At 65.1% G+C, this 21217-nt stretch carries 18 protein-coding genes; 8 read left to right on the forward strand and 10 right to left on the reverse strand.

Features of this window, described 5'->3' with window-relative positions; translation table 11 throughout:
• The first annotated feature begins 244 nt into the window (after nucleotides 1-244).
• From IC762_RS15930 to gmk, 5 genes are all read left to right on the forward strand, one after another.
• Nucleotides 245-484 carry an acyl carrier protein gene (locus tag IC762_RS15930; protein ID WP_195789713.1) on the forward strand — a complete coding sequence of 80 codons (240 nt, stop codon included), beginning with the start codon at nucleotides 245-247 and terminating at the stop codon, nucleotides 482-484.
• A 96-nt stretch (nucleotides 485-580) separates the two neighbouring features.
• Nucleotides 581-1846 carry a beta-ketoacyl-ACP synthase II gene (gene fabF, locus IC762_RS15935; RefSeq protein ID WP_195789714.1) on the forward strand — a complete coding sequence of 422 codons (1266 nt, stop codon included), beginning with the start codon at nucleotides 581-583 and terminating at the stop codon, nucleotides 1844-1846.
• A 126-nt stretch (nucleotides 1847-1972) separates the two neighbouring features.
• Nucleotides 1973-3238 carry an endolytic transglycosylase MltG gene (gene mltG / locus IC762_RS15940; protein WP_195789715.1) on the forward strand — a complete coding sequence of 422 codons (1266 nt, stop codon included), beginning with the start codon at nucleotides 1973-1975 and terminating at the stop codon, nucleotides 3236-3238.
• Nucleotides 3239-3382: 144 nt separating this feature from the next.
• Nucleotides 3383-4270 carry a YicC/YloC family endoribonuclease gene (locus IC762_RS15945; RefSeq protein ID WP_195789716.1) on the forward strand — a complete coding sequence of 296 codons (888 nt, stop codon included), beginning with the start codon at nucleotides 3383-3385 and terminating at the stop codon, nucleotides 4268-4270.
• A 3-nt stretch (nucleotides 4271-4273) separates the two neighbouring features.
• Complete coding sequence (gene gmk, locus IC762_RS15950; RefSeq protein ID WP_195789717.1) at nucleotides 4274-4927, forward strand: guanylate kinase; 654 nt, start codon at nucleotides 4274-4276, stop codon at nucleotides 4925-4927.
• Nucleotides 4928-4938: 11 nt separating this feature from the next.
• Here the strand turns inward: gmk and IC762_RS15955 are convergent, their stop codons facing one another.
• The 9 genes from IC762_RS15955 to lptF form a co-directional block, all read right to left on the reverse strand.
• Nucleotides 4939-5964 (reverse strand): hypothetical protein, encoded by a 1026-nt coding sequence (locus tag IC762_RS15955; RefSeq protein ID WP_195789718.1) that lies wholly within the window; start codon nucleotides 5962-5964, stop codon nucleotides 4939-4941.
• Nucleotides 5965-6240: 276 nt separating this feature from the next.
• Nucleotides 6241-7452, reverse strand: coding sequence for an ABC transporter substrate-binding protein (locus IC762_RS15960; RefSeq protein ID WP_195789719.1), 1212 nt, complete (start codon nucleotides 7450-7452; stop codon nucleotides 6241-6243).
• 44 nt (nucleotides 7453-7496) lie between these two features.
• Nucleotides 7497-8555, reverse strand: a complete 1059-nt coding sequence (locus IC762_RS15965; RefSeq protein WP_195789720.1) for an alcohol dehydrogenase — start codon at nucleotides 8553-8555, stop codon at nucleotides 7497-7499.
• A 19-nt stretch (nucleotides 8556-8574) separates the two neighbouring features.
• Complete coding sequence (gene rsmA / locus IC762_RS15970; RefSeq protein ID WP_195789721.1) at nucleotides 8575-9429, reverse strand: 16S rRNA (adenine(1518)-N(6)/adenine(1519)-N(6))-dimethyltransferase RsmA; 855 nt, start codon at nucleotides 9427-9429, stop codon at nucleotides 8575-8577.
• Nucleotides 9426-10424 (reverse strand): 4-hydroxythreonine-4-phosphate dehydrogenase PdxA, encoded by a 999-nt coding sequence (gene pdxA, locus IC762_RS15975; protein ID WP_195789722.1) that lies wholly within the window; start codon nucleotides 10422-10424, stop codon nucleotides 9426-9428. The genes rsmA and pdxA overlap by 4 nt, the downstream gene beginning before the upstream one ends.
• A gap of 3 nt (nucleotides 10425-10427) precedes the next feature.
• The gene (locus IC762_RS15980) at nucleotides 10428-11381 is read right to left on the reverse strand and encodes a SurA N-terminal domain-containing protein (RefSeq protein ID WP_195789723.1); all 954 of its coding nucleotides are present in this window, start codon (nucleotides 11379-11381) and stop codon (nucleotides 10428-10430) included.
• A 69-nt stretch (nucleotides 11382-11450) separates the two neighbouring features.
• Nucleotides 11451-13829, reverse strand: a complete 2379-nt coding sequence (locus tag IC762_RS15985; protein WP_246801660.1) for an LPS-assembly protein LptD — start codon at nucleotides 13827-13829, stop codon at nucleotides 11451-11453.
• Nucleotides 13830-13945: 116 nt separating this feature from the next.
• Nucleotides 13946-15043: an LPS export ABC transporter permease LptG gene (lptG, locus tag IC762_RS15990; protein ID WP_195789725.1), complete on the reverse strand. Its 1098-nt coding sequence runs from the start codon at nucleotides 15041-15043 to the stop codon at nucleotides 13946-13948.
• Nucleotides 15040-16206 (reverse strand): LPS export ABC transporter permease LptF, encoded by a 1167-nt coding sequence (gene lptF, locus IC762_RS15995; RefSeq protein ID WP_195789726.1) that lies wholly within the window; start codon nucleotides 16204-16206, stop codon nucleotides 15040-15042. The genes lptG and lptF overlap by 4 nt, the downstream gene beginning before the upstream one ends.
• A gap of 352 nt (nucleotides 16207-16558) precedes the next feature.
• On the opposite strand from lptF, the gene IC762_RS16000 reads away from it, so the two are divergent.
• The 3 genes from IC762_RS16000 (at nucleotide 16559) to IC762_RS16010 (ending at nucleotide 19221) form a co-directional block, all read left to right on the forward strand.
• Entirely contained in the window at nucleotides 16559-18079 is a 1521-nt protein-coding gene (locus IC762_RS16000) for a leucyl aminopeptidase (RefSeq protein ID WP_195789727.1), read from the forward strand.
• On the forward strand, nucleotides 18076-18528 hold the full coding sequence (locus IC762_RS16005) for a DNA polymerase III subunit chi (RefSeq protein ID WP_195789728.1): 453 nt from the start codon (nucleotides 18076-18078) through the stop codon (nucleotides 18526-18528). Before IC762_RS16000 ends, IC762_RS16005 begins: the two co-directional genes overlap by 4 nt.
• Before the next feature lie 156 nt (nucleotides 18529-18684).
• Complete coding sequence (locus tag IC762_RS16010) at nucleotides 18685-19221, forward strand: hypothetical protein (RefSeq protein ID WP_195790152.1); 537 nt, start codon at nucleotides 18685-18687, stop codon at nucleotides 19219-19221.
• Nucleotides 19222-19289: 68 nt separating this feature from the next.
• Here the strand turns inward: IC762_RS16010 and IC762_RS16015 are convergent, their stop codons facing one another.
• The gene (locus tag IC762_RS16015; protein WP_195789729.1) at nucleotides 19290-21152 is read right to left on the reverse strand and encodes an ABC-F family ATP-binding cassette domain-containing protein; all 1863 of its coding nucleotides are present in this window, start codon (nucleotides 21150-21152) and stop codon (nucleotides 19290-19292) included.
• Nucleotides 21153-21217 lie beyond the last annotated feature (65 nt).

Genomic DNA, 21217 nt, shown 5'->3' on the forward strand with positions numbered 1-21217 from the left:
AGCCGGTTCAGGCGTGTAGTCAAGGCTTGGGAAGTATGGTAGCTGAACCCCCCACGGATGGGCAAAGAACGCCATTGCAGGATTTTGAAAGCCTGTATATTGGCGTGGCGACGCCTGCCGTTCGCCGGGGCTTAGTCGGCTACGACCGGGCCGAATCAAGACTATGCGCGATTGAGTAATCGAGACGACCACGATGGCTCGTATCGTCTTGGGGTCGGGTCCAATGGAACAACGAGGTTGAACGATGAGTGAGATTGGCGAGCGGGTTAAGAAGATTGTGGTCGAACACCTCGGTGTCGAGCCCGACAAGGTGATCGATAGCGCGAGCTTCATCGATGACCTCGGCGCCGACAGTCTCGACACGGTCGAGCTCGTGATGGCTTTTGAAGAAGAGTTCGGTTGCGAGATTCCCGACGACGCGGCGGAGACCATCCTGACCGTCGGCGACGCCACCAAGTTTCTCGAGAAGAACGCGAAGAGCTGACGCCATTCGCGACGTTGACGGAGCCGGACGGATCGTCGTCGCACGGTCCCCCGGTTTCTTATTATTGGCCGCCGATTGCGGTCCGGAGACTTTGATATGAGACGAGTTGTCGTCACGGGGCTGGGCATGGTTACACCGCTCGGCTGCGGCGTCGACGCAACTTGGACGCGCATCCTCGCTGGAGAGAGCGGCGGCAAGAAGATCGACACGTTCGACGTGTCGGACCTGCCGAGCCAGGTTGCCTGCTACATCCCGCGCGGCGACGGCGCTGGCGGCACCTTCAATCCCGACCAGTGGATGGAGCCGAAGGACCAGCGCAAGGTCGACGACTTCATCCTCTACGGAATGTGCGCCGCCAAGCAGGCGCTTGACGACGCCGACTGGCATCCGGAATCCGACGAGGACCAGTGGGCGACCGGCACGATGATCGGCTCCGGCATCGGCGGCCTCACGGGCATCGCCGACACCGCGGTGCTGCTGAAGGAGCGCGGACCGCGCCGGGTTTCTCCGTTTTTCATCCCGGGCCGCCTCATCAACCTGGTGTCGGGCTATGTCTCGATCGAACACGGCCTCAAGGGTCCCAATCATTCGGTGGTCACGGCCTGCTCGACCGGCGCACATGCGGTCGGCGACGCGGCGCGGCTGATCGCGCTCGGCGATGCCGAGGTGATGGTTGCAGGCGGTGCCGAATCGCCGATCTCCCGCATCGGCATTGCCGGCTTCTGCGCGGCGCGTGCGCTGTCGACCGGCTTCAACGAGACGCCGCAAAAGGCCTCACGGCCCTACGACAAGGATCGCGACGGCTTCGTAATGGGCGAGGGCGCCGGCGTCCTCGTGCTCGAAGAGTACGAGCACGCCAAGGCGCGCGGCGCCAAGATCTATGCCGAGGTGACCGGCTACGGCCTGTCGGGCGATGCCTATCACATCACGTCGCCGCCGCCGGACGGCAATGGCGGCTTCCGCAGCATGAGCATGGCGCTGAAGCGTGCCGGTCTTTCGGCTGCCGATCTCGACTACATCAACGCGCACGGCACCTCGACCCAGGTCGGCGACGAGATCGAGCTCGGCGCGGTCGAGCGTCTGCTCGGCAATGCGGCCTCGAAGGTCTCGATGTCGTCGACCAAGTCGGCGACCGGGCACCTGCTCGGCGCGGCCGGTGCGATCGAAGCGATCTTCGCGATTCTCGCGATTCGCGATAATGTGGTGCCGCCAACGATCAACCTCGACAATCCGTCGGTCGAAACGGCGATCGATCTTGTGCCGCATACCTCGCGCAAGCGCGAAGTGAATGTGGCGTTGTCCAATTCGTTCGGTTTCGGAGGCACCAACGCCTCCGTGATCGTGCAGCGCGTGATCAAATAGATAGTCTTTAGAACTAGTCCACCGTTTTGCCGTATTCCGCGGTGACTCCTAACAGCGGGCGTATGCTATTGGCAGGGCAGGGGTTTGTCCGGCCACGATTGAACCGGCAGGATTTGGTTTGCATCGATGAGTGAGAGGCCGCCCATTTCACCGAGGAGTCCGCGTGCCGCGCTGGAGCCCGAGCAGGTTCCGCCGCCGCCGAAGCGTTCGGACCGTGCGCGCAATCCGTTCGTGATCGTCGGCAATGCGATCTTCACGATCCTGATCATCCTGATGATCGGCGCAGGCGCGGGCTACTACTACGGCAAGCAGACGCTGGAAGCGCCGGGACCGCTGCAGGAAGACAAGGTGGTCAACATCCCGGCCCGCGCCGGCAAGCGCGACATCGCCGACGTGCTGTCGCGCGAGGGCGTGATCAACGTCAATCCATGGGTCTTCATCGGCAGCGTGTTCGCGCTGAAGGCAAGCTCCGACCTGAAGCCCGGTGAATATTCGTTTGCGAAGAGCGCCAGCCTGCGCGATGTGATCGCCACCATCGTCGAAGGCAAGGTGGTGCAGCACGCCATCACGATTCCGGAAGGGCTGACCTCGGAGCAGATCGTGACGCGGCTCACCGACAACGACATCTTCACCGGCTCGGTGCGCGAGATCCCGCGCGAGGGAACGCTGCTGCCCGAGACTTACAAGTTTCCGCGCGGCACCACCCGCGACCAGGTGATCCAGCGCATGCAGCAGGCGCAGAAGCGCGTGCTCGCCGAGATCTGGGAACGCCGCAATCCGGACGTGCCGCTGAAATCGCCGGACCAGCTGGTCACGCTGGCGTCCATCGTCGAAAAGGAAACCGGACGCGCCGACGAGCGCAGCCGCGTCGCCGCCGTGTTCGTCAACCGCATGCGGCAGAAGATGAAGCTGCAATCCGACCCGACCATCATCTACGGCCTGGTGGGCGGCAAGGGAACGCTGGGGCGGCCGATCAAGCGCAGCGAGATCACGCAGCCGTCGCCCTACAACACCTATGTGATCGACGGCCTGCCGCCCGGGCCGATCGCCAATCCTGGCCGTGCCTCGCTGGAGGCGACCGCGAACCCTGCGCGCACCCGCGACCTGTTCTTCGTCGCCGACGGCACCGGCGGCCACGCCTTCACCGAAACCTACGACCAGCACGCCAAGAACGTCGCCAAGTTGCGCGCGTCGGAAAAGCAGATCCAGAACGACACCGTGGAACCTGCGGATGATCCGGCGCCGGTGGCCGCACCCGCGGCGCCCGCAGCGGCCGACACCAATCCCACGGCGGCGACGCCGCCGAAGCCCACCAACCAGAAGAAGCCGCCGCGAGGCGGCCGTCAGGGCGCGGCCCAGCAGACCAATTCGCCGCCCGTGCTGCAGCGCTAGTTTGCGCGGGCTGTCGCATCCGCGGAACGTTAAGTGGATCGTAATTCCACTTTCATGGAATCCGTTTTAAGGTCGCCTGCGGCCTGAGCGAGTCACGAAGGCTCCGGTCGAGTCCCATATCCCTCTGTTGGAAAGTTGCACGCGATGGCGCTATCGAGCATGACCGGCTTTGCCCGAAGCCATGGCGCGAGCGGCCCCTACACGTTCGAATGGGAGCTGAAATCGGTCAATGCCAAGGGGTTTGACCTGCGGCTGCGGATGCCGCCCGGCTGGGACGAAGTGGAGGCGCTGGCCAAGAAGCGCGCCGGCGAGGTGCTGTCGCGCGGCACGGTCTACGCCAATCTCAGCGTCAAGCGCGCTGATGCGGCACAGACGATCCGCATCAACGAGGACGTGCTGGACGCGATCGTGAAGGTCGCCGGCGAACTCGCGCAGCGGATCGACGCGGTGGCGCCGAGCATCGACGGCCTGCTCGGCATCAAGGGCGTTATCGAGGTGGTCGAGCCCGAGAGCGACGAGGCGGAGGAAAAGGCGGCGCGCGAGGCGGCGGCGAAGGCCTTCGAGCAGGCGCTCGGCAGCCTGGTCGAGATGCGGCGCCGTGAGGGCGACGCGCTCGGCCAGGTCCTGCTGCAGCGGATGGACGAGATCGAGCGTTTGGCGCAGCGCGCCGAGGCGGCGCCGGGCCGCAAGCCGGAGGCGATCAAGGCGCGGCTTGCCGAGCAGATCGCAGTGCTGCTGGAAGCCTCCGATCGCTTCGATACCGACCGGCTGAGCCAGGAGGCGATCCTGATCGCGACCAAGGCCGATATCCGCGAGGAGCTCGACCGCATCGCCTCGCATATCGCGCAGGTGCGCGAGATGATCGGCAAGGGCGGCCCGGTCGGCCGGCGGCTCGATTTCCTGGCGCAGGAGTTCAACCGCGAGGTCAACACCTGCTGCTCGAAATCCAACGATGTCGAATTGACCAATACCGGGCTCGAGATGAAGAACGTGGTCGAGCAGTTCCGTGAGCAGGTCCAGAATTTGGAGTGAACGATGACGGCGCAGGGTTTTGACGGCGTTGAGCGGCGCGGACTGATGTTCGTGTTGTCGTCGCCCTCGGGCGCCGGCAAAACGACGCTATCGCGCATGTTGCTCGAGCGCGAGCCGGGCCTGCAGATGTCGGTGTCGGCGACGACGCGGCCGATGCGCCCCGGCGAGGTCGAAGGCCGCGACTATTTCTTCGTGGACAAGCCGACATTCGAGAAGATGGTGGAGCAGGGTGACCTGCTGGAGTGGGCGACCGTCTTCGACAATTTGTATGGCACGCCGCGCAAGCCGGTCGAGGCGGCCTTGTCGGTCGGGCAGGACGTCCTGTTCGACATCGACTGGCAGGGCACGCAACAGCTGCACCAGAAAGCCAGCATCGACGTGGTCCGTGTCTTCATCCTGCCGCCGTCAGCCGCCGATCTCGAGAAGCGGCTGCACACCCGCGCGCAGGATTCCGAGGAGGTGATCCGCGGGCGGATGAGTCGCGCCGCGCACGAGATGAGCCACTGGGCCGAATACGACTACATCGTCGTCAACCAGAATGTCGACGATGCCTTTGCCGAGGTGCAGTCGATCCTGAAGGCCGAGCGGTTGAAGCGCGGGCGGCGTACAGGCCTCACCGAATTCGTGCGTGGCCTGCAGCGCCAGCTCGACAAATAGCCCTTCAGTTTTCAGTTCGCCGCGCTGCGCGCCAGCCGCTGCAGCATCGCCGCGATCTGGCGACTGTCAGCTTCGGTCTCGTCTGGAGTGTTGCTGCGCGCTGCCTCGCGCCGCGGAACCGGCGGCTGGGCGCGCCGCGGGGGCAGGTCGGACAAGCTCAGCTGACGGGCCCGGTTGAGTGACATCGGCGGCGTCTGCTCGAGATAGATCGAATCCCAGGGCGCACGCTGCTCATCGTCCATGTCATAGGACGCGGTGCGCCTGCGGGTCAGTTTCACGACCAGCGCGCTGACCAGGCCCGCCAGCGCGAGCGCGCCGACCATCACGATCAAGAGCATCTGGGTGGAGGAGGATGGCTTCTCCGCCGGCACCTCGGCGGCGGCGGCGGCCGCAGCCGGAGCGGCTGTGTTCGCCTGCTGCGGGGGCGTATCCGCCTGCGCGACCGTTGACGGCTGGGCGGTGGCGGCGTGCCGTGTTCCGTTGCTTCCGGCCATGCTTGAGGCATCGAACCATCTTGCGTTGACTGCCGACGATTGGCCGTTTGCGTCCGCCGGCGCGGCAGTAGCGCCCGGATCGGGCGCTGGGACGGCCTGATCGGTGTCCGCAGGTGCGGCCGGCGCGGCAGCGGTCTGCGGCGAGGGCCACTCGGCGCGCGCGTTGGCAACCGATCGGCTCATCGGCGGCTGCGGTTGCTGTGCTTGCGGCTGAGGCTGAGCCTGAACCTGCGGCGGATTGGCGTTGGTGGCGTCGGCCGCTGTCGTCTCGGGCGCCGGTGCCGGTGCGGCTTGCTGCTGCTGGGCCGTTGCCGTCTTGACGGCGGCGTTGCCCTTTGCCTCACCAAGATACCAGCATTTGCTTTTGGTGGCGCGATCGAGGTGGTAGCGCCAATGGCTTCCGGCCGGCGCGGCTCCCTTCGGGCCCGGCAGGCAATTGTCTGCCGTCTTGGTATCGGCTGGTTTTGCCGTGGCCGTCGTGGCGGCCGTCTGGGCTACGGCGGTGAAGTTGGCGCCGGCCAGCAGGCCGGCGGCAAGCGCCACAGCAAATTTGGCTGAACGATTTGACATACGCGTCCCCGGTATTTCTTTTTACGCAACGCTGGTGATCCCAATCTCGGTAAAGAGTTGGGTCGCAATGCGCCGCAAATCCGGAACGGGTAGGGCTTAATTGCGGCTCGGAACGCACCATAATTGCGGCGCGCCGGCGGCAGCAGATACGGCTGGAGCGTCGGTTCTGACTGAAGCAGAACCGAAGCTCCAGCTTTGCTACACGCGTCTTGTTCACGCGAGCCGGTGTCCCCTTCGCTCGAAAGCGCTCTAATCGCTCTCGATCACGTCGCTGAACAGCTCGTAGCGCTGGCCGTTGAAGCGGACGAGCCGCATTTGCTTGATCGGGCGCAGGTCAGTCGGGGACGTGCGTAGCCGGATCCCGGGCAACAGCAGCGGCAGCTCCATGTCGAGATGGGAAGCCTGCTTCATGATGTTCTCGCGCGTCAGCTCGCTGCCACATTGCTTAAGGATCTGCACGACGGCGGTGCCGATATTGTAGCCGTAGGGCGCGTAATAGTCGCTCTTGTCGACATGCGGGTTGTATTTGTCCATCCACACGTTCCAGGCCTGCATCGCCGGATCATCCTTCCATTGCGGGTCGGCGGGGTCCTTCTGGTAGGCTGCCGAGATCACGCCCTTGGCGGCCTCGAAGCCAGCGGGCCGGATCGCGCCCGCGATCGAGGAGCCGACGCTGGAGAGGAACTCCTGCGGGTGCCAGTCGATGTCATAGGCCTTGCGGATCGCTTGCGCTGCGAATTTCGGCACCGAGGCGATGAACAGCACATTGGCGCCCGAGGCCTTCAGCGACACGATCTGCGAGTCCACGGTGGGGTCGCTGGTGTTGTAGGCCTGCTGCGACACGATCATCGTGGCCGCCTTGTCGCCGAGCCCACGCTTGAATCCCAGGATGTAGTCGCGGCCGAGGTCGTCGTTCTGCGCGAGGATGCCGATCCTGGCGTCCGGCAGCGTCGACAGGATGTACCTGGCGTAGATCTCGCCCTCGGAGGCGTAGTGCGGCGTCCAGCTCATCGTCCACGGATAATGCGCGGGATCGTTGAAGATGGTCGCGCCCGATCCGACGAACAGATGCGGCACCTGCTTCTGGTTGATGTATTTGACCACGGCCATGTTGGTCGCTGTGCCGACCGGATTGACGAGGAACAGCACCTCGTCGCTCTCGATCAGGCGGCGGATCTGCTCGACCGTCTTGGGCGGGCTGTAGGCGTCGTCGAGGCTGATGAAGTTGATCTTGCGGCCGTTGACGCCGCCTTGCTGGTTGATCATCGCGAAATAGGCGGTGATTGAGATGGCGCCCGCCGAATAGGCCGATGCCGGGCCACTGTAGGGCGTCGTGGTCCCGATCTTGATCTCGCTGTCGGTCACGCCCGGCCCGTAGTGTTTTTGCGCGGCAGCCGGCGTCGCGGCGAGGGCAAGCGCGAGCGCTGCCCATGCCTGAAACGTCGAACGTTTCCTCCTCATGCACGCCTCCCCGGTTGGTGGGTGAGGCCGGCGGGACGTCCTCGCTAATTCTTCAAGACGATGCGTCCCACGACTTTTCCGGCCCGCAATTCATCGATCCATTTCTGCACGTCGGCCATCGGCTCTTCCTTCATCGGCGTCGGCTTGATCTTGCCGGCGCGCGCCAGCGCCATCAACTCCTGGCCCTCGGCCAGCGTGCCGACCATAAAGCCCTCGATGGTCATGCGCTTGTAGACCCATTGCACCATCGGCAGCGTGAACTGGCCGCCCATCAGGCCGGACACCACGATCTTGCCGCCGCGCGCCACCGTCGAGACTGCGAAGGCCATCGACTTCTCGTTGCCGGCGAAGTCGACCACGCCGTCGAACCCGCCGTCGCTTTCCTTCAGCATGCGCTTGACGACATCGGGCTCGGCCGGGTCGTAGGCGTTGGCCGCGCCGTTCTTCAGCGCGGTCTCGCGTGCGGCAGGGCTGAGATCGGCGACCGTGATCTTCTGCTTGAACATCGCCTGCGCGAACGACAGGCCCATCATGCCGACGCCGCCGAGGCCGATCAGCAAAAGGTTGCGCTGGCGCGGACGATCGACCAGGCGCTTCAGCGCGCCATAGGCGGTGACGCCGGAGCACATCAAGGTCGCGGCCTGGTTGACCGGCAGCGGGTCGTAGTCGAGCAGATATTTCGCGTCGGGCACCAGCACGTGGGTCGCAAAACCGCCGTCGATGGAGACGCCGAGGAAGCGCTGCTTGATGCAGAGATTCTCGTCGCCGGTGAGGCAGTCGCGGCACTGGCCGCAGCCGATCCAGGGAAACACCGCCTTCTTGGCGCCGACCAGATCCTTCGGCGCGTCGGGGCCGACCTCGTCGACCACGCCGGCGATCTCGTGGCCGAGCGTGAAGGGCAGCGTCATGCCGCGGGTGGTGTCGAGTTTCTTGCCGCCGCCGAGATCGGCGTAACCGTCCTGGATGTGGAGATCGGAATGGCACAGGCCGCAGCGCTCGATGCGCACCAGCACTTCGCGTCCTTGCGGCTTCGGCGTGTCGACGATGGTTTCGCACAGCGGCGCATCGAATTTGACGAGGGATTGGCGAACCATGCGCGCCATGCCGTTTGCTCCTGATGTTCTATTTTGTGGACCGTATATCGGCCAATTCCCGGGCCATGGCAACAAAGCCCGAAACCGGAATGGTCTCCGCGCGCCGCGTCGGATCGATCCCGGCTGCGGCGGCGAGTTGCGCTGGGTCGACCGACAGCGATTTCAGGCTCTGGCGCAGCATCTTGCGGCGCTGGCCGAAGGCGGCTGCTGCGACCTGCTCAAGCATGCGGCGGTCGCACGGCTCGGGTGCCGCGCGCGGGATCAATCGGACCACCGAGGAGGTCACCTGCGGCTGCGGCACGAATGCCGCCGGCGAAATGTCGAACAGGATCTTGGTCTCGGCGCGCCAATTGGCGAGCACCGCGAGCCGGCCGTAGGCTTCATCGTCCTCATGGGCGACGATGCGTTCGGCGACCTCGCGCTGAAACATCAGCACCATCGTGTCGAACCAGGGCGGCCACGGCTCGATCGACAGCCAGTCGACTAAGAGCTGGGTCGCGATGTTGTAGGGCAGGTTGGCGACGATCTTGGCCTTGGCCCCATCAAGCAGCGGACGCGGATCAAAGCGCTGCGCGTCGCCGTGCACGATCTCGATGCGGCCGGGATAGCGCTCGACGATATACCCGAGCGCCTCGATCGCGCGCTCGTCGCGCTCCACCGCGATCACGCGCTTGGCGCCGAGCGCGAGCAGCGCGCGGGTCAATCCGCCGGGACCCGGCCCGACCTCGATCACGGTGCAATCCTCGAGCGGCCCCGCGGAGCGAGCAATCCGCGCGGTGAGGTTGAGGTCGAGCAGGAAATTCTGGCCGAGCGATTTGCGTGCCGACAGCTGATGGTCGCGGATGATCTCGCGCAGCGGCGGCAGGTCGTCGATCGCGCTCACTTCAACGCCATGCGCGCGGCGAGCCGCAGCGCGGCGATCAGGCTCGAGGGATTGGCGCGGCCGGTGCCGGCGATGTCGAAGGCCGTGCCGTGATCGGGTGAGGTCCGCACGAACGGCAGTCCCAGCGTGACATTGACGGCATCCTCGAAGGCCACGGTCTTGATCGGGATTAGCGCCTGGTCGTGATACATGCAGATTGCGCAGTCATAGGTTTTCCGCGCGGCTGCATGGAACATGGTGTCGGCCGGGAGCGGGCCCCGGGCATCGATGCCTTCGCTGCGCAGGATCTCGACCGCGGGTGCGACGATCTCGATATCTTCCATGCCGAGCGTGCCGTCTTCGCCGGCATGCGGGTTGAGGCCGGACACGGCAAGCCGCGGCGCTGACATGCCGAACCGCGTCTTCATGTCGGAGACCACGATCCGTGCGGTCGACACGATCAGTTCGGTCGACAATTGCGCCAGCGCCTCGCGCACCGAAACGTGGATCGTCACCGGGACCACGGCGAGTGCCGGCGACCACAGCATCATCACCGGCAGCGGCACCGGTCCGCCGGCGCCTCCGGCGAGCTCGGCGAGGAATTCGGTGTGACCGGGATGGCGGAAGCCCGCGCGATACAGCACGTTCTTGGCGATCGGGTTGGTGACGACGGCGGCGGCCTTGCCCGACGTCACGTCGGCGACCGCTTGTCGTATCGAGGCCAATGCGGCGGCGGCGCTGCTCTCGTCGGGCGTGCCCGGCCGCGCCGTCGCCGGCGTGTCAATTGCCACGACGGGCAGGGCGCGCGGAAACGCCCTAGCTGCCTCTTCGGCGCTGACCTCGGCAAGCTCGACCGCGAGCCCGAGCGTCTTGGCGCGGGCGGCGATCGAGGTACGGTCGCCGAGCAGATAGAACGGTGGCAGATCGAGTTCGCTGCGCTTGAGCCACGCGGCAAGCGTGATGTCGGGGCCGATGCCTGCGGGTTCTCCGGACGTCAGTGCGAGCGGCTTCGCCATGCCTCAGCGAACTTCCTTGCCGCCTGGATATTCGATCATCGCGGCCCTGCGGACTTCCGACAGATAGGCCTTCGACTTCGCCTCGTATTTCTGCACGTACATCTTGTCGCGGATCTCGCGCTTCTTGGGCGTGTCAACGGTGGTGGCCTTGCGGCCGCATAGCGCCACCATCTCGATGCCCTGCTTGGTGACCTCGGGCGGGGTGAGATGGCCGACCGGGGTCTTGTCCAGGAGCTCGCGCAGCGGCTGCGGCAGATCGGCCGAGGTCTTGACGACGATCTCGCGGATCGCGGCGTTGCGCATCGCCTTGAAGTAGGAGTTGGCTTCCTCGCAGCTGGTCACGCGCTCACGCAGGGCATCCGCTTCCTTGCGTCGCGCCTCGAAGTCGGACTGCGGCGCGCCCTTCGGCACGATCAAAACGATCGGCTGCATGCGGTATTCGAAGGCGTCCTCATCGGCGGTCTCGCCGGCCTCCTTGACCGCCGTGTTGACGTCCTTCTCGCCGACCTGCAGGCTTTCCTTGAAGCGGCCGCGCACCAGGCTGGTCCAGACCATGTCGGCCTTGATGCGCTGCTTCAGCGTCTCCGGCCGGATGCCCTTGCCTTCCAACACCTTGGTCAGTTGATCGCCGTTGAGCCGCATCCGTTGCGCCATGCCGCCAAAGGCCTGGTCGACGTCGCTGGTGCCGGGATCGACGCCGAATTTCTTGGCTTCCTTGATCTTCACCTTCTCGTCGATCAGGTCGTTGATGGTCGCCTGCCGGTTGATGTCCTTCTTGCCGGTCAGGGCGTCGAGCTTCATGCGTTGCTCGATGTCGAAGTTGGTGATGGGTTCGCCGTTGACCATCACGGCGATCTGGGCGTGCAGAGGACCGGTGCCGCCGAGCAGCAGCACGAGGGCGAGCAGGGTACCCAGCAGGAGTTGAGCGCGGCGAGTTGGTAGGCGAGCAGTCGTCATCGTCATTATCAGCCGTTTAAACCCATTCAAGCTGGAGCCCGCGGCCTGGCGGGCAATCCAGGGTTCACGCTACTGGAGGCCGCCTGCGCCGCTGGAGGCGGAGGATTGCGCAATGGTCCGCAGACCGATCTGGAACATGAACGCGTGGCTGAGGCTCGGCGGCGTGGAGCCAGCGGTGTAGGAATACGACGTGACATAGTTGGCGGCCAGCACGAAGCAGTCGTCGACGTAGCCTGCGCCGATCACATATTGGTTGATCTGGTTTGAAACCAGATCCCAGCGCGCCGCACCCTGGACCACCCAGTTCGCCGCCACCTTGACCGATCCGCTGGCCAAAATGCCTTCGCGGCGGGTCAGGTAGCCGAGTTCCGGCTGCGGTGCGTAATTGCCGTACATCAGCGAGACCGACCAGCGGTCGAAATTGGCACGGCCCTCGGCCTCGAACCGGTTGATGTTCCAGGTCGCCTCATCCATGCGCGAGCGGACGCTGAACGTATAGGTCCGGTTCGGCGAATAGGCGACGCTTGCGACATAGTCGGATCGTGGATTCTGCAGCCCGGAATCGACGCCGGTGTTGACGACGTCGGCGACCGCGAACGAGTTCAGCCCGAACAGCTGGTAGGACTGGCCGAACATCGCCTTGACGCTGCCGCCATGATCGAACTGCGTGGTGGCCTGCACGCCGACATTGGCGCGGCTGCCGCCCTCGACGCGGTCGTAGCCGGAGAACTTGTCGATCGAGAACAGGTTCGAGGTGTCGAACACCAGGCTCTGTGCGTCCTCGTTCGGCAGCTTGCCGGCATTGGGTTCGTCGGGCCGGATGATGACCTGGGCGATCGGCTCGATCGTGGTCGTGCCCCACGGCTGCACGTTGATGAAGGGATAACGGTACTCGAAACCGACGGTCGGCATCAGGCGCACGGTCTGGGTGTCGCCGACCGGCAGGAAGTTGGACACGCCCGGCTGATTCGAGATGTCGGCGTTGATCGCGTCGGCGCGGATGCTGGCGAACGGCGTCCAGATCTGGCCGAACGGGTCGGTGTAGGACTTGCGCCACTGCGCCTCGGCGGTAAAGCGGGTGTAGGTGCCGGGCATGCCGCGCAACAGGCACTGCGACGGCGTCCGCGCCATCGGATCGGCTGACGTCGTGGTGCAGAGGCTGTTGGTGTTGGCGAGCGTCGTGATCGGGTCGAACACCGCGGTGTCGCGGGTCAGGTTGGTGAAGTTCATCTTGTAGCTGAACTCACCGCCCAGGATCGGGCTGTTGATCACGTTGTTGTAGTCGATCACGGGCGCGACGACCGGGACCTGGCTCTGGTTGCCCGAGAAGCTGAGGTAATAGATCGCGCGTGCGTCGAAGAAGCTGCGGTTGCCGACGCCGGTCAGATAAAGCTGCGAGATCGCTTCCGTCGGCAGCGACAGGAACGAGCCGAACGCGTCCTTGTACTGGGCGAGGCGGTAGTCCGACATGAAGTAGTAGTCGGATAGCAGCACGCCGTCCCAGCCATAGACCCACTTGTCGTTCAGCGCGAACTGACCCTTGGTCTCGACCCCGCCGCGGAACTGCTTGTCGCCGGGCTGGCCGGCAAAGGCGCTCTGGTCGAGCTGGTCGATGCCGTAGAGGCGGACCTGGTAGGCGCCGTTCGACAGGCGCTGGCGGAATTCACCCTGGAACAGCACGCCCTGCCGCGACGTGATGCGCGGATTGAGCGTGATGTCGTAATCGGGCGCGAGCGAGAAGTAATAGGGGACTTCGACGCCGACGCCGTAGGTCGTGTAGGTGGTGAAGCTCGGCATCAGCCAGCCGCTCTTGCGCTTCACGGTCGGATCCGGCGTCGAGAAATAGGGCAGATACGCCATCGGAACGCCGAAGAACTCGATCTGCGCGTTCTCGAAATAGAGCATCTTCTCGGTCTGGTTATGGATGATCCGCGCGCCCTTGACCTGCCACAGCGGCGGCTTCTTCGGATCGTCCCTACAGGGTGCGCAGGCGGTATAAACGCCGTTGTCGAATACGGTGTAGTTGCCGCTGGAGCGGTCGGCGCGGGTCGCCGCCATCCGCGTCGCATCCTCGGTGTCGACGCGCAGCGAATCGACGAAACCGTCGCGGTAGTCGTCGCTCAGATCCATGATGTTGGCGTAGGTGATCTTGCCCTCCGCATCGGTCATGCGGATGTTGCCCTCGGCATGAAGGCGCTTGGTCTTCTGGTCGTAGATCACCTTGTCGGCTTCGACGCTGGTCCCGTTGTAGAACATCTGGACGTTGCCGACCGCCGAGATGCGCTGGTTGTTGTAGTCGTAATCGACCTCGGTCGCCTGCACGAGCATCTGCCCATCGTTCTTGGGCGGCGGCGGCTTCGGTCGTGGCGGACGCGGATTGTAGGTGAAGCCCTGGGCTGCGGCCGGCGTCGGCGCAAGCACGTCCAGCACGCCGGCAGTCACCAGCATGGCGAGGAGCGTCAACAGCGTCGCGCCGAGCGCGGACGCGCGACCGCGATGGCGGCGCAGCTGATCGCGCCACCTGCGTGCAGGCGTGTTTAACTGGCGGGTCGCGACGACTGCCACTACCCGTCCTCCTGATACAGCAAGGCCAAGAAACCGGTGAGGCCGCCCACAACGACAGGCAGCCACGCCGCAGCGATGGGATGCATCAACTCAGCCTTGCTCAAATCCTCAGTTACTTTCGACAGGACGTAGAGCAGAAAGCCTGCACCCACGCCACTCAAAACCATCTTCTGCACGCCGCCCATCCGGAAGAAGCGCAAGCTCACAGAAGCCGCCAACATCACCATCGCAGCCAGCAAAAACGGCTGCGCGATGAGCTTATGATACTGCAAGCGATAGCCGGCGGTCGCGAACCCTGAACTCTCCGACGAACGGATGTAGGTCGGTAGTTGCCAGAAGGACACAGTTTCGGGGGTCGAAAAGCTGTTGCGGACCTGTGCCGGGGTCAGGGTGGTGTTCAGGTAGAAGGTGTCCTGGTCCAGCGGAGGCTTGTCGAGGGTGTATCGGCGTACTCCCTTGAACACCCAGCGGCCCTCTTCGAGCGTCGCCTCGCGCGCTTCGATTCGCTCCTTGAACTGCAGCGCCGTGTCGAATCGGAACACGCTGAGGCCGGTCAGGCGCACGCCCTGCTGCTCGCTGCGGGCCGCGTTGATGATCGCCTGGCCCTCATCATTGATCTGGTTCAGCCAGAAGCCGGACGCGTCCTGGATGCCGCCGCCCGGCGCCGAGCCGAACAACTCGGCCTCCATCCGCTTGGAGAGCTCGCGCAAATTGGCCGACATCGGATTGTAGGCTGTGGTCGCGAGGATGCCGAGCACGATCGCGCTGACCAGCGCCGGCGAGATGAATTGCCAGGCCGAGACCCCGGCCGCGCGCGCCACGACGAGCTCGAGCTTGCGTGACAGGCCGAGATAGCAGGTCATGCCGCCGATCAGCACGCAGAACGGCATCAGCTTCTCGAGCAGCTGCGGCACCCGGAACAGCGAGGTCTCTGCCACGGTAATGGCCGAGGCGTCGACCAGGCTCGAGGTCTTGCGCACCATCTCGATGTAGTCGACCAGCACGAGCAGCAGGAAGATGCCCGCGAACACGCCGACCGCGGCGACCACGAAGCGGCCGGCGAAATAGCGCCCGAGCGTGTTGGTGACCATGTTCATGCGGTGGCCGGCCGTCGGAAGAAGCGCGCGATGCGCTCGTTGTTGCGGTTGATCTGCTCGATCAGCGCGGGCGGCGGCTCGACCACGACGCCACCGACGATCATCCAGACACCGACGGCGATGCCGCCGAACAGCATCGCGTACTGGACCAGCGCCGCCAGCGGCGTCTTCACCGTCACGACCGAGCAGGCGAAGCCGACCATGCGCAGGCCGAACACCGCGAACACCGAGCCGCCGATCGAGAAATTGCGGCTCTGGCGCGTGGTTCTGGGCGCGCCGAGGAAGGCGAAGGTGAGGGCGGCGAACGCGAACGGATAGATCGGCGCCATGAAGCGATCATGCAGTTCGGCGCGGAACTGGCCGGCGAGCTGCTGATAGACCGGATCATTCTCGTCCGGCCACATCAATTCCCAGAGATAGCGCTCGCGGATGCCGAGGGTGACGTCGTGGCCCTGCGAGAATTTCGACATGTCGAAAGCGTAGCGCTGGAACACGACCAGCGCCGGATCGCGCTTGCCGACCTCGAACCGCTCGAGATTGCCGTCTTCCAGCACGAGATAGGAGCCGCCCTCATTCTTCAGGACGGTGCCGTGATCGGCGACGATGGTGACGCGCTCCTGCGGATCGCGGCGATCGTCGACGAAAATGCCGCCCAGCACGCCGCCGGGCAGCCGCTCGCGGATGCGAATCGTCAGGTTCTGATCGAGCTGCGCAAAACGCCCGGGCTGCAGGATGTTGGTCAGCACGTCGGCGGTGATTTCCGCGTCCCATTGCTTGATTCGCCGCATGCCGTCGGGCGCCAGATAGGCCGCGATGAAGGCGACCAGCGCCGCCACCACGCAGGTGGCATAGAAGAATGGGTAGAACAGCCGGAACGGCGAGAAGCCCGCCGCATTCATCACGATGATTTCCGAATCGGTCGCGAGCTTGTTCAGCGTGTGCGAGATCGCGATCATCAGCGCGATCGGCGCGATGATCAGCACCAGCGCCGGGATCACCAGGCCGGTGATGCCGAGGAAGGTGACGATGGTCTGGCCCTGGCTCGTCATCAGATCGATGCCGCGCAGCGCCTGCGTAATCCAGATCACGCCGGTGAGGCTGACCAGGACAAGCGCAAACGACGACAGCGTCGTTTTGAAGATGTACTTGTCGATCGACCCCATCGCTACCGCACGAGCCCCCTTGGCGCGCCAAAACGCACGGCTTTCGACCAATCCCGTGAAAAACGGGTTCCCCTATGGTCGGGCCGCGGATCCGTCCGGCTCACTCTCTCACTACCATCCCTTTGATCCGTCAACAAAATGGCCGAGCCAAGGCGCGTTTAATTTATAGTTAATTATTCCCTTTTGTGGCCTTCCAGCCACGCCGGTGCTTGGCAGCGGCGCAGCCGGCAGGCCATAGTGTGACGGAAGCTTGGTCCGGAGCGTTCCGGACTGCCATCGCCATGCTCATCCCGAGCGCCGAAAGGGCCGCCTGAGGTCCCGAGCAACACCCTGAATTCTGGAGGATTTTCCTATGACCGACGCCGTCAAGGTCGGCTTTGTCCCCTTCGCTGCCTCCGCGCGGGGGATTGTGGTGGTGTTTTGCGACGAGCAATTGAAGCTCGGGGCCGCGACCCGCAAGGCGCTGGGGACGTCGGCCGAGACGGTCAAGCGCGCCGCCGCCGCCAATCAGTTCAAGGGCAAGAGCGGTGCGACACTGGACATTTTGGCGCCGGAAGGACTGAAGGCCGATCGGCTGATCGTGATCGGCGCCGGCAAGCCATCCGAGCTGAAGGAGAAGGACTTTCTCAGATTTGGCGGCGTCGCCGCCGGCAAGCTCAACGCCCGCAGCGCCGCAATGACCGTGATCGCCGAGCTGCCCGAGGTGGCCATGGCGGCGGACCAGGCGGCCGCGATCGCGACCGGTATCCGGCTGCGCGCCTACAAGTTCGACCGCTACAAGACCAAGAAGAAGGACGGCGAGGAAGCCGCCGTGCGGGCCGATGTCTCGATCGCCGTCGCGGATGCCGCCGCAGCGAAGAAGGCCTTTGCGCCTGATGCGTCCGTGGTCGACGGCGTGATCCTGGCGCGCGAGCTCGTCAACGAGCCGCCGAACGTGCTGTACCCCGAGGAGTTCGCGCGTCGGGCAAGCCAGCTGCGCAAGCTCGGCGTCAATGTCGAGGTCCTCGACGTCAAGGCCATGACGAAGCTCGGCATGGGCGCGCTGCTCGGCGTCGGGCAGGGCTCGGCACGGCCGAGCCGCACCGTGATCATGCGCTGGAACGGCGGCAAGAAGGGCGAGGCGCCGGTCGGCTTTATCGGCAAGGGCGTCTGCTTCGATACCGGCGGCATCTCGATCAAGGGCGCGGGCGGCATGGAGGACATGAAGGGCGACATGGGCGGCGCGGCCTGCGTGGTCGGTTTGATGCATGCGCTCGCGGCGCGCAAGGCCCGGGTCAATGCGGTTGGCGCCATCGGCCTGGTCGAGAACATGCCCGACGGCAACGCGCAGCGTCCCGGCGACATCGTCACCTCGATGTCCGGCCAGACCATCGAGATCATCAATACCGACGCCGAGGGACGTCTCGTGCTGGCCGACGTGCTCTGGTACGTCGCCACGAAGCACAAGCCGAAGTTCATGGTCGATCTCGCGACCCTGACCGGCGCGATCATGGTCGCGCTCGGCACCGACTATGCCGGCATGTTCTCCAACAATGACGAGCTCGCCGAACGGCTGAGCAAGGTCGGCGGGGAGACCGGCGAGAAGGTCTGGCGCATGCCGCTCGGGCCCGAATACGACAAGCTGATCGACTCGCAATTCGCCGACATGAAGAACACCGGCGGCCGCCATGGCGGCTCGATCACCGCCGCGCAATTCCTGCAGCGCTTCGTCGACGGCACGCCATGGGCGCATCTCGACATCGCCGGCACCGCGATGGGCGCGCCGAAGACCGACATCAACCAGAGCTGGGGCTCGGGCTACGGCGTCCGTCTGCTCGACCGTCTGGTTTCCGACTATTATGAGACGAAGCGGCGAGGTGACGGGCCGGCATGACCGAGGTCCTGTTCTATCATCTGCAGAACATGACGCTGGAAAGCGTGCTGCCGCCGCTGCTCGAGAAATCGCTCGAGCGCGGCTGGCGCGTCGTCGTGCAATCGACCTCGCCGGAGCGCGCCGAGACGCTCGATGCGCATTTGTGGACATACAGTGACGATTCATTTCTGCCGCACGCGACCTGGCGGGTCGGCGACGCGCAGGACCAGCCGATCATCCTGTCGATAGAGGAAGACAATCCGAACCGGGCCAATGTCCGCTTCCTGATCGACAATGCGGCGTTGCCGGCCGACTGCGACAGCTACGACCGGGTCGTTCTGGTGTTCAACGGCGAGGACCCGGATGCCTTGGCGGGCGCGCGCGCCAGCTGGACCGCCTGCAAGGCGCGTGGCTTCGACGTCACCTATTGGCAGGCCGACGAGCGGGGGCGCTGGCAGCGGCGGCAATAGCGATATCAAGCAATTAATGATAATTCGAGGTTTCTTGCGGCGGGCCACGGTCATGCCGCAAAGTGATGTTGGGACGACCCCTTGCGTGGAGCGGTGGGAGCCTTGTCGATCGTGCGGGACGGAACATTCAGTCGGAAGTCGCTACTGGCACTGGTGCTGCTCGCGCCCGGCCTCGCCGGCTGCTCGAGCGCGTCCGACCTGCTGTCGCGCGACGCAGACTGGTTCTCGCGTCCGGGCCGGCTGTTCATCCGCAACATCTCGATCGAGTCGCCGCCGCTGACGCCGGACAAGCCGGTGACCAACGACGATCTCGTCACCGCTGACGGCGGCTGCCCCGGAATGGGTCCGCCGCCCGGTGCCGCCGACGCCAATGCGCTGGCGGATGGAGCCGCGGCTGCGCCGTCACCGGCGCCGACCGGCGGCAGCGTCGCGCTCGGTCACACCGAATGCGACGTCGTGCGCGGCATCGGCGCGCCCGATAGTGTGAACCTGTCCGGCGGTCCGGGCGGCGAGCGCGTTGCCGTCGTCACCTGGCTGCGCGGCGCGCGTGCCGGCATCTACACCTTCACCGCAGGACGGCTGACCTCGGTCGAGCGCGGCCCCGACATGGCGCCGGAGCCGAAGCCGAAAGGTGCCGCAAAGCCGAAGAAGAAAAAGCCGGCGGCGAAGCCCCCGGCGACTTCGAACGGTTGAGGCGCGATCTGGAGACGAATGCGCGTCTCCGGCAGACGTCACATCGAATGCGGCGCGCCAGCAGCTTGCTAACTCGCGGCCTCGTCGACCTCGGCGCTGGCTTCCAGCCATTCTTCCTCGGCCCGCTGCAAAGCGCTTTCGGCGCCCGCGCGCGCCTTGGTGAGCTGCGCGGCCTGCTTGGGATCGCGCGTGAAAATATCGGGCAGCGCGAGCGCGGTGTCGATCTTGGCGATGATGCCGTTGATGCGCTCGATCTCGGACTCGGCTTGTGCGATCCGCTGCCTGGGCGAGGCGCGCCGCTCACCCTTGCCCCGCTCGGCTTTTGCGGTTTCCTTCGGGCGTTCGCGTGATGCCGGCCGGCTGTCGCTGGCCGACAGGATCATCCGCCGGTATTCGTCCAGATCGCCGTCATAGGCTGTCACGGTCTGGTTGGCGACGACCCACAACCGATCGGCACAGGACTCGATGAGATAGCGGTCGTGCGAGACCATCATGATGGCGCCTGGAAAGTCGTTGATCGCTTCCGCAAGCGCCGCGCGACTATCGATGTCGAGATGGTTGGTCGGCTCGTCCAGGATGATCATGTTGGGGCCGTAGAAGGTCGCGAGCCCGAGCAGCAATCGCGCCTTCTCGCCGCCGGACAGGCTCTTCACCAGTGTGTCGCCGGCCTTGCCGGAAAATCCGATCGCGCCGACACGGCCGCGCACCTTGCTCTCGGGCGCTTCCGGCATCAGCTTGCGGATATGGTCATAGGGCGAGGCGTCGAGATTGAGTTCGTCGACCTGATGCTGGGCGAAATAGCCGACCGACAGCTTGTCCGCGCGTGTGATCCTGCCGGCGAACGGCGCAAGCTTGCCCGCAATCAGCTTCACCAGCGTCGACTTGCCGTTGCCGTTGGCGCCGAGCAGCGCGATGCGATCATCGGTGTCGACGCGCAGCGTCACGCGATTGAGCACCGGCTTGCCGGGCTCGTAACCGACCGAGACGTCGTCGACCGCAATGATCGGCGGCGACAGCAGCTTTTCCGGCGCCGGGAAGCTGATCTCGCGGACGTCCTGGGTCACCAGTGCCGTGACCGGCTTCATCCGCTCCAGCATTTTTACGCGCGACTGCGCCTGACGGGCCTTCGAGGCTTTGGCCTTGAAGCGGTCGACGAAGGCCTGCAGTCGTTTGCGCTCATCGGCCTGCCGCTTGGCGTGCTTTGCATCGAGCATTTCTCGCGCGGCGCGCTGCTCCTCGAACGAGGAATAGGTGCCCTTGTAGAGCGTCAGCTTGCCGCGATCGAGATGCAGGATCTGGTCGACCGAGGTGTCCAGGAGATCGCGGTCATGGCTGATCACGATCACCGTGCGCGGGTAGTTGGCGAGATGATTCTCCAGCCACAGTGTGCCTTCGAGGTCGAGATAGTTGGTCGGCTCGTCCAGCAGCAGCAGGTCTGGCGCCGAGAACAGCGTCGCCGCCAGCGCGACGCGCATGCGCCAGCCGCCGGAAAATTCCGCGCAAGCGCGCGCCTGGTCCGCCGTCGAGAAGCCGAGACCGGAGAGAATCGCGGCCGCGCGCGCCGGCGCCGAATGGGCATCGATGTCGACCAGCCGGGTCTGGATCTCCGCGATCCGGTGCGGATCCTGCGCGGTGTCGGCTTCGCGCAACAGCGCGTCGCGTTCGAGATCGGCCTTCAGCACGACATTGATCAGGCTCTCCGGCCCGTCGGGGGCTTCCTGCGCCAGGCTGCCGATCGTCCAGCGCGGCGGCAGCGCAATGCTGCCGCCCTCGACCGCAAGGTCGCCGCGAATGGCGTGAAACAGCGTCGACTTGCCGACGCCGTTGCGGCCGACGAATCCGACCCGCGCGCCAGGCACGATTTGCACGGAACTGTGATCGATCAACAGCCGTCCGGCGATCCGGACCGAGATGTCAGTGAGAGAAAGCATGCAGCGTTGTCACCGGACCCGCTGCCAAACGCAACCCGTCTATCTATAAAATCTCTTCGGGTGTC

Source organism: Bradyrhizobium genosp. L (genome assembly GCF_015624485.1).
GTDB lineage: Bacteria > Pseudomonadota > Alphaproteobacteria > Rhizobiales > Xanthobacteraceae > Bradyrhizobium.

Bases quoted from the DNA above. Each gene is read 5' to 3' on its own strand.
- IC762_RS16015 (WP_195789729.1), bottom strand. From the start codon at position 21,152: ATGCTTTCTCTCACTGACATCTCGGTCCGGATCGCCGGACGGCTGTTG.
- IC762_RS15965 (WP_195789720.1), bottom strand. From the start codon at position 8,555: ATGGCGCGCATGGTTCGCCAATCCCTCGTCAAATTCGATGCGCCGCTG.
- pdxA (WP_195789722.1), bottom strand. From the start codon at position 10,424: ATGGCGAAGCCGCTCGCACTGACGTCCGGAGAACCCGCAGGCATCGGC.
- IC762_RS16005 (WP_195789728.1), top strand. From the start codon at position 18,076: ATGACCGAGGTCCTGTTCTATCATCTGCAGAACATGACGCTGGAAAGC.
- IC762_RS15985 (WP_246801660.1), bottom strand. From the start codon at position 13,829: ATGCTGGTGACTGCCGGCGTGCTGGACGTGCTTGCGCCGACGCCGGCC.
- lptG (WP_195789725.1), bottom strand. From the start codon at position 15,043: ATGAACATGGTCACCAACACGCTCGGGCGCTATTTCGCCGGCCGCTTC.
- IC762_RS16000 (WP_195789727.1), top strand. From the start codon at position 16,559: ATGACCGACGCCGTCAAGGTCGGCTTTGTCCCCTTCGCTGCCTCCGCG.
- lptF (WP_195789726.1), bottom strand. From the start codon at position 16,206: ATGGGGTCGATCGACAAGTACATCTTCAAAACGACGCTGTCGTCGTTT.
- IC762_RS15960 (WP_195789719.1), bottom strand. From the start codon at position 7,452: ATGAGGAGGAAACGTTCGACGTTTCAGGCATGGGCAGCGCTCGCGCTT.
- mltG (WP_195789715.1), top strand. From the start codon at position 1,973: ATGAGTGAGAGGCCGCCCATTTCACCGAGGAGTCCGCGTGCCGCGCTG.
- IC762_RS15930 (WP_195789713.1), top strand. From the start codon at position 245: ATGAGTGAGATTGGCGAGCGGGTTAAGAAGATTGTGGTCGAACACCTC.
- IC762_RS15980 (WP_195789723.1), bottom strand. From the start codon at position 11,381: ATGACGACTGCTCGCCTACCAACTCGCCGCGCTCAACTCCTGCTGGGT.
- IC762_RS15945 (WP_195789716.1), top strand. From the start codon at position 3,383: ATGGCGCTATCGAGCATGACCGGCTTTGCCCGAAGCCATGGCGCGAGC.
- gmk (WP_195789717.1), top strand. From the start codon at position 4,274: ATGACGGCGCAGGGTTTTGACGGCGTTGAGCGGCGCGGACTGATGTTC.
- fabF (WP_195789714.1), top strand. From the start codon at position 581: ATGAGACGAGTTGTCGTCACGGGGCTGGGCATGGTTACACCGCTCGGC.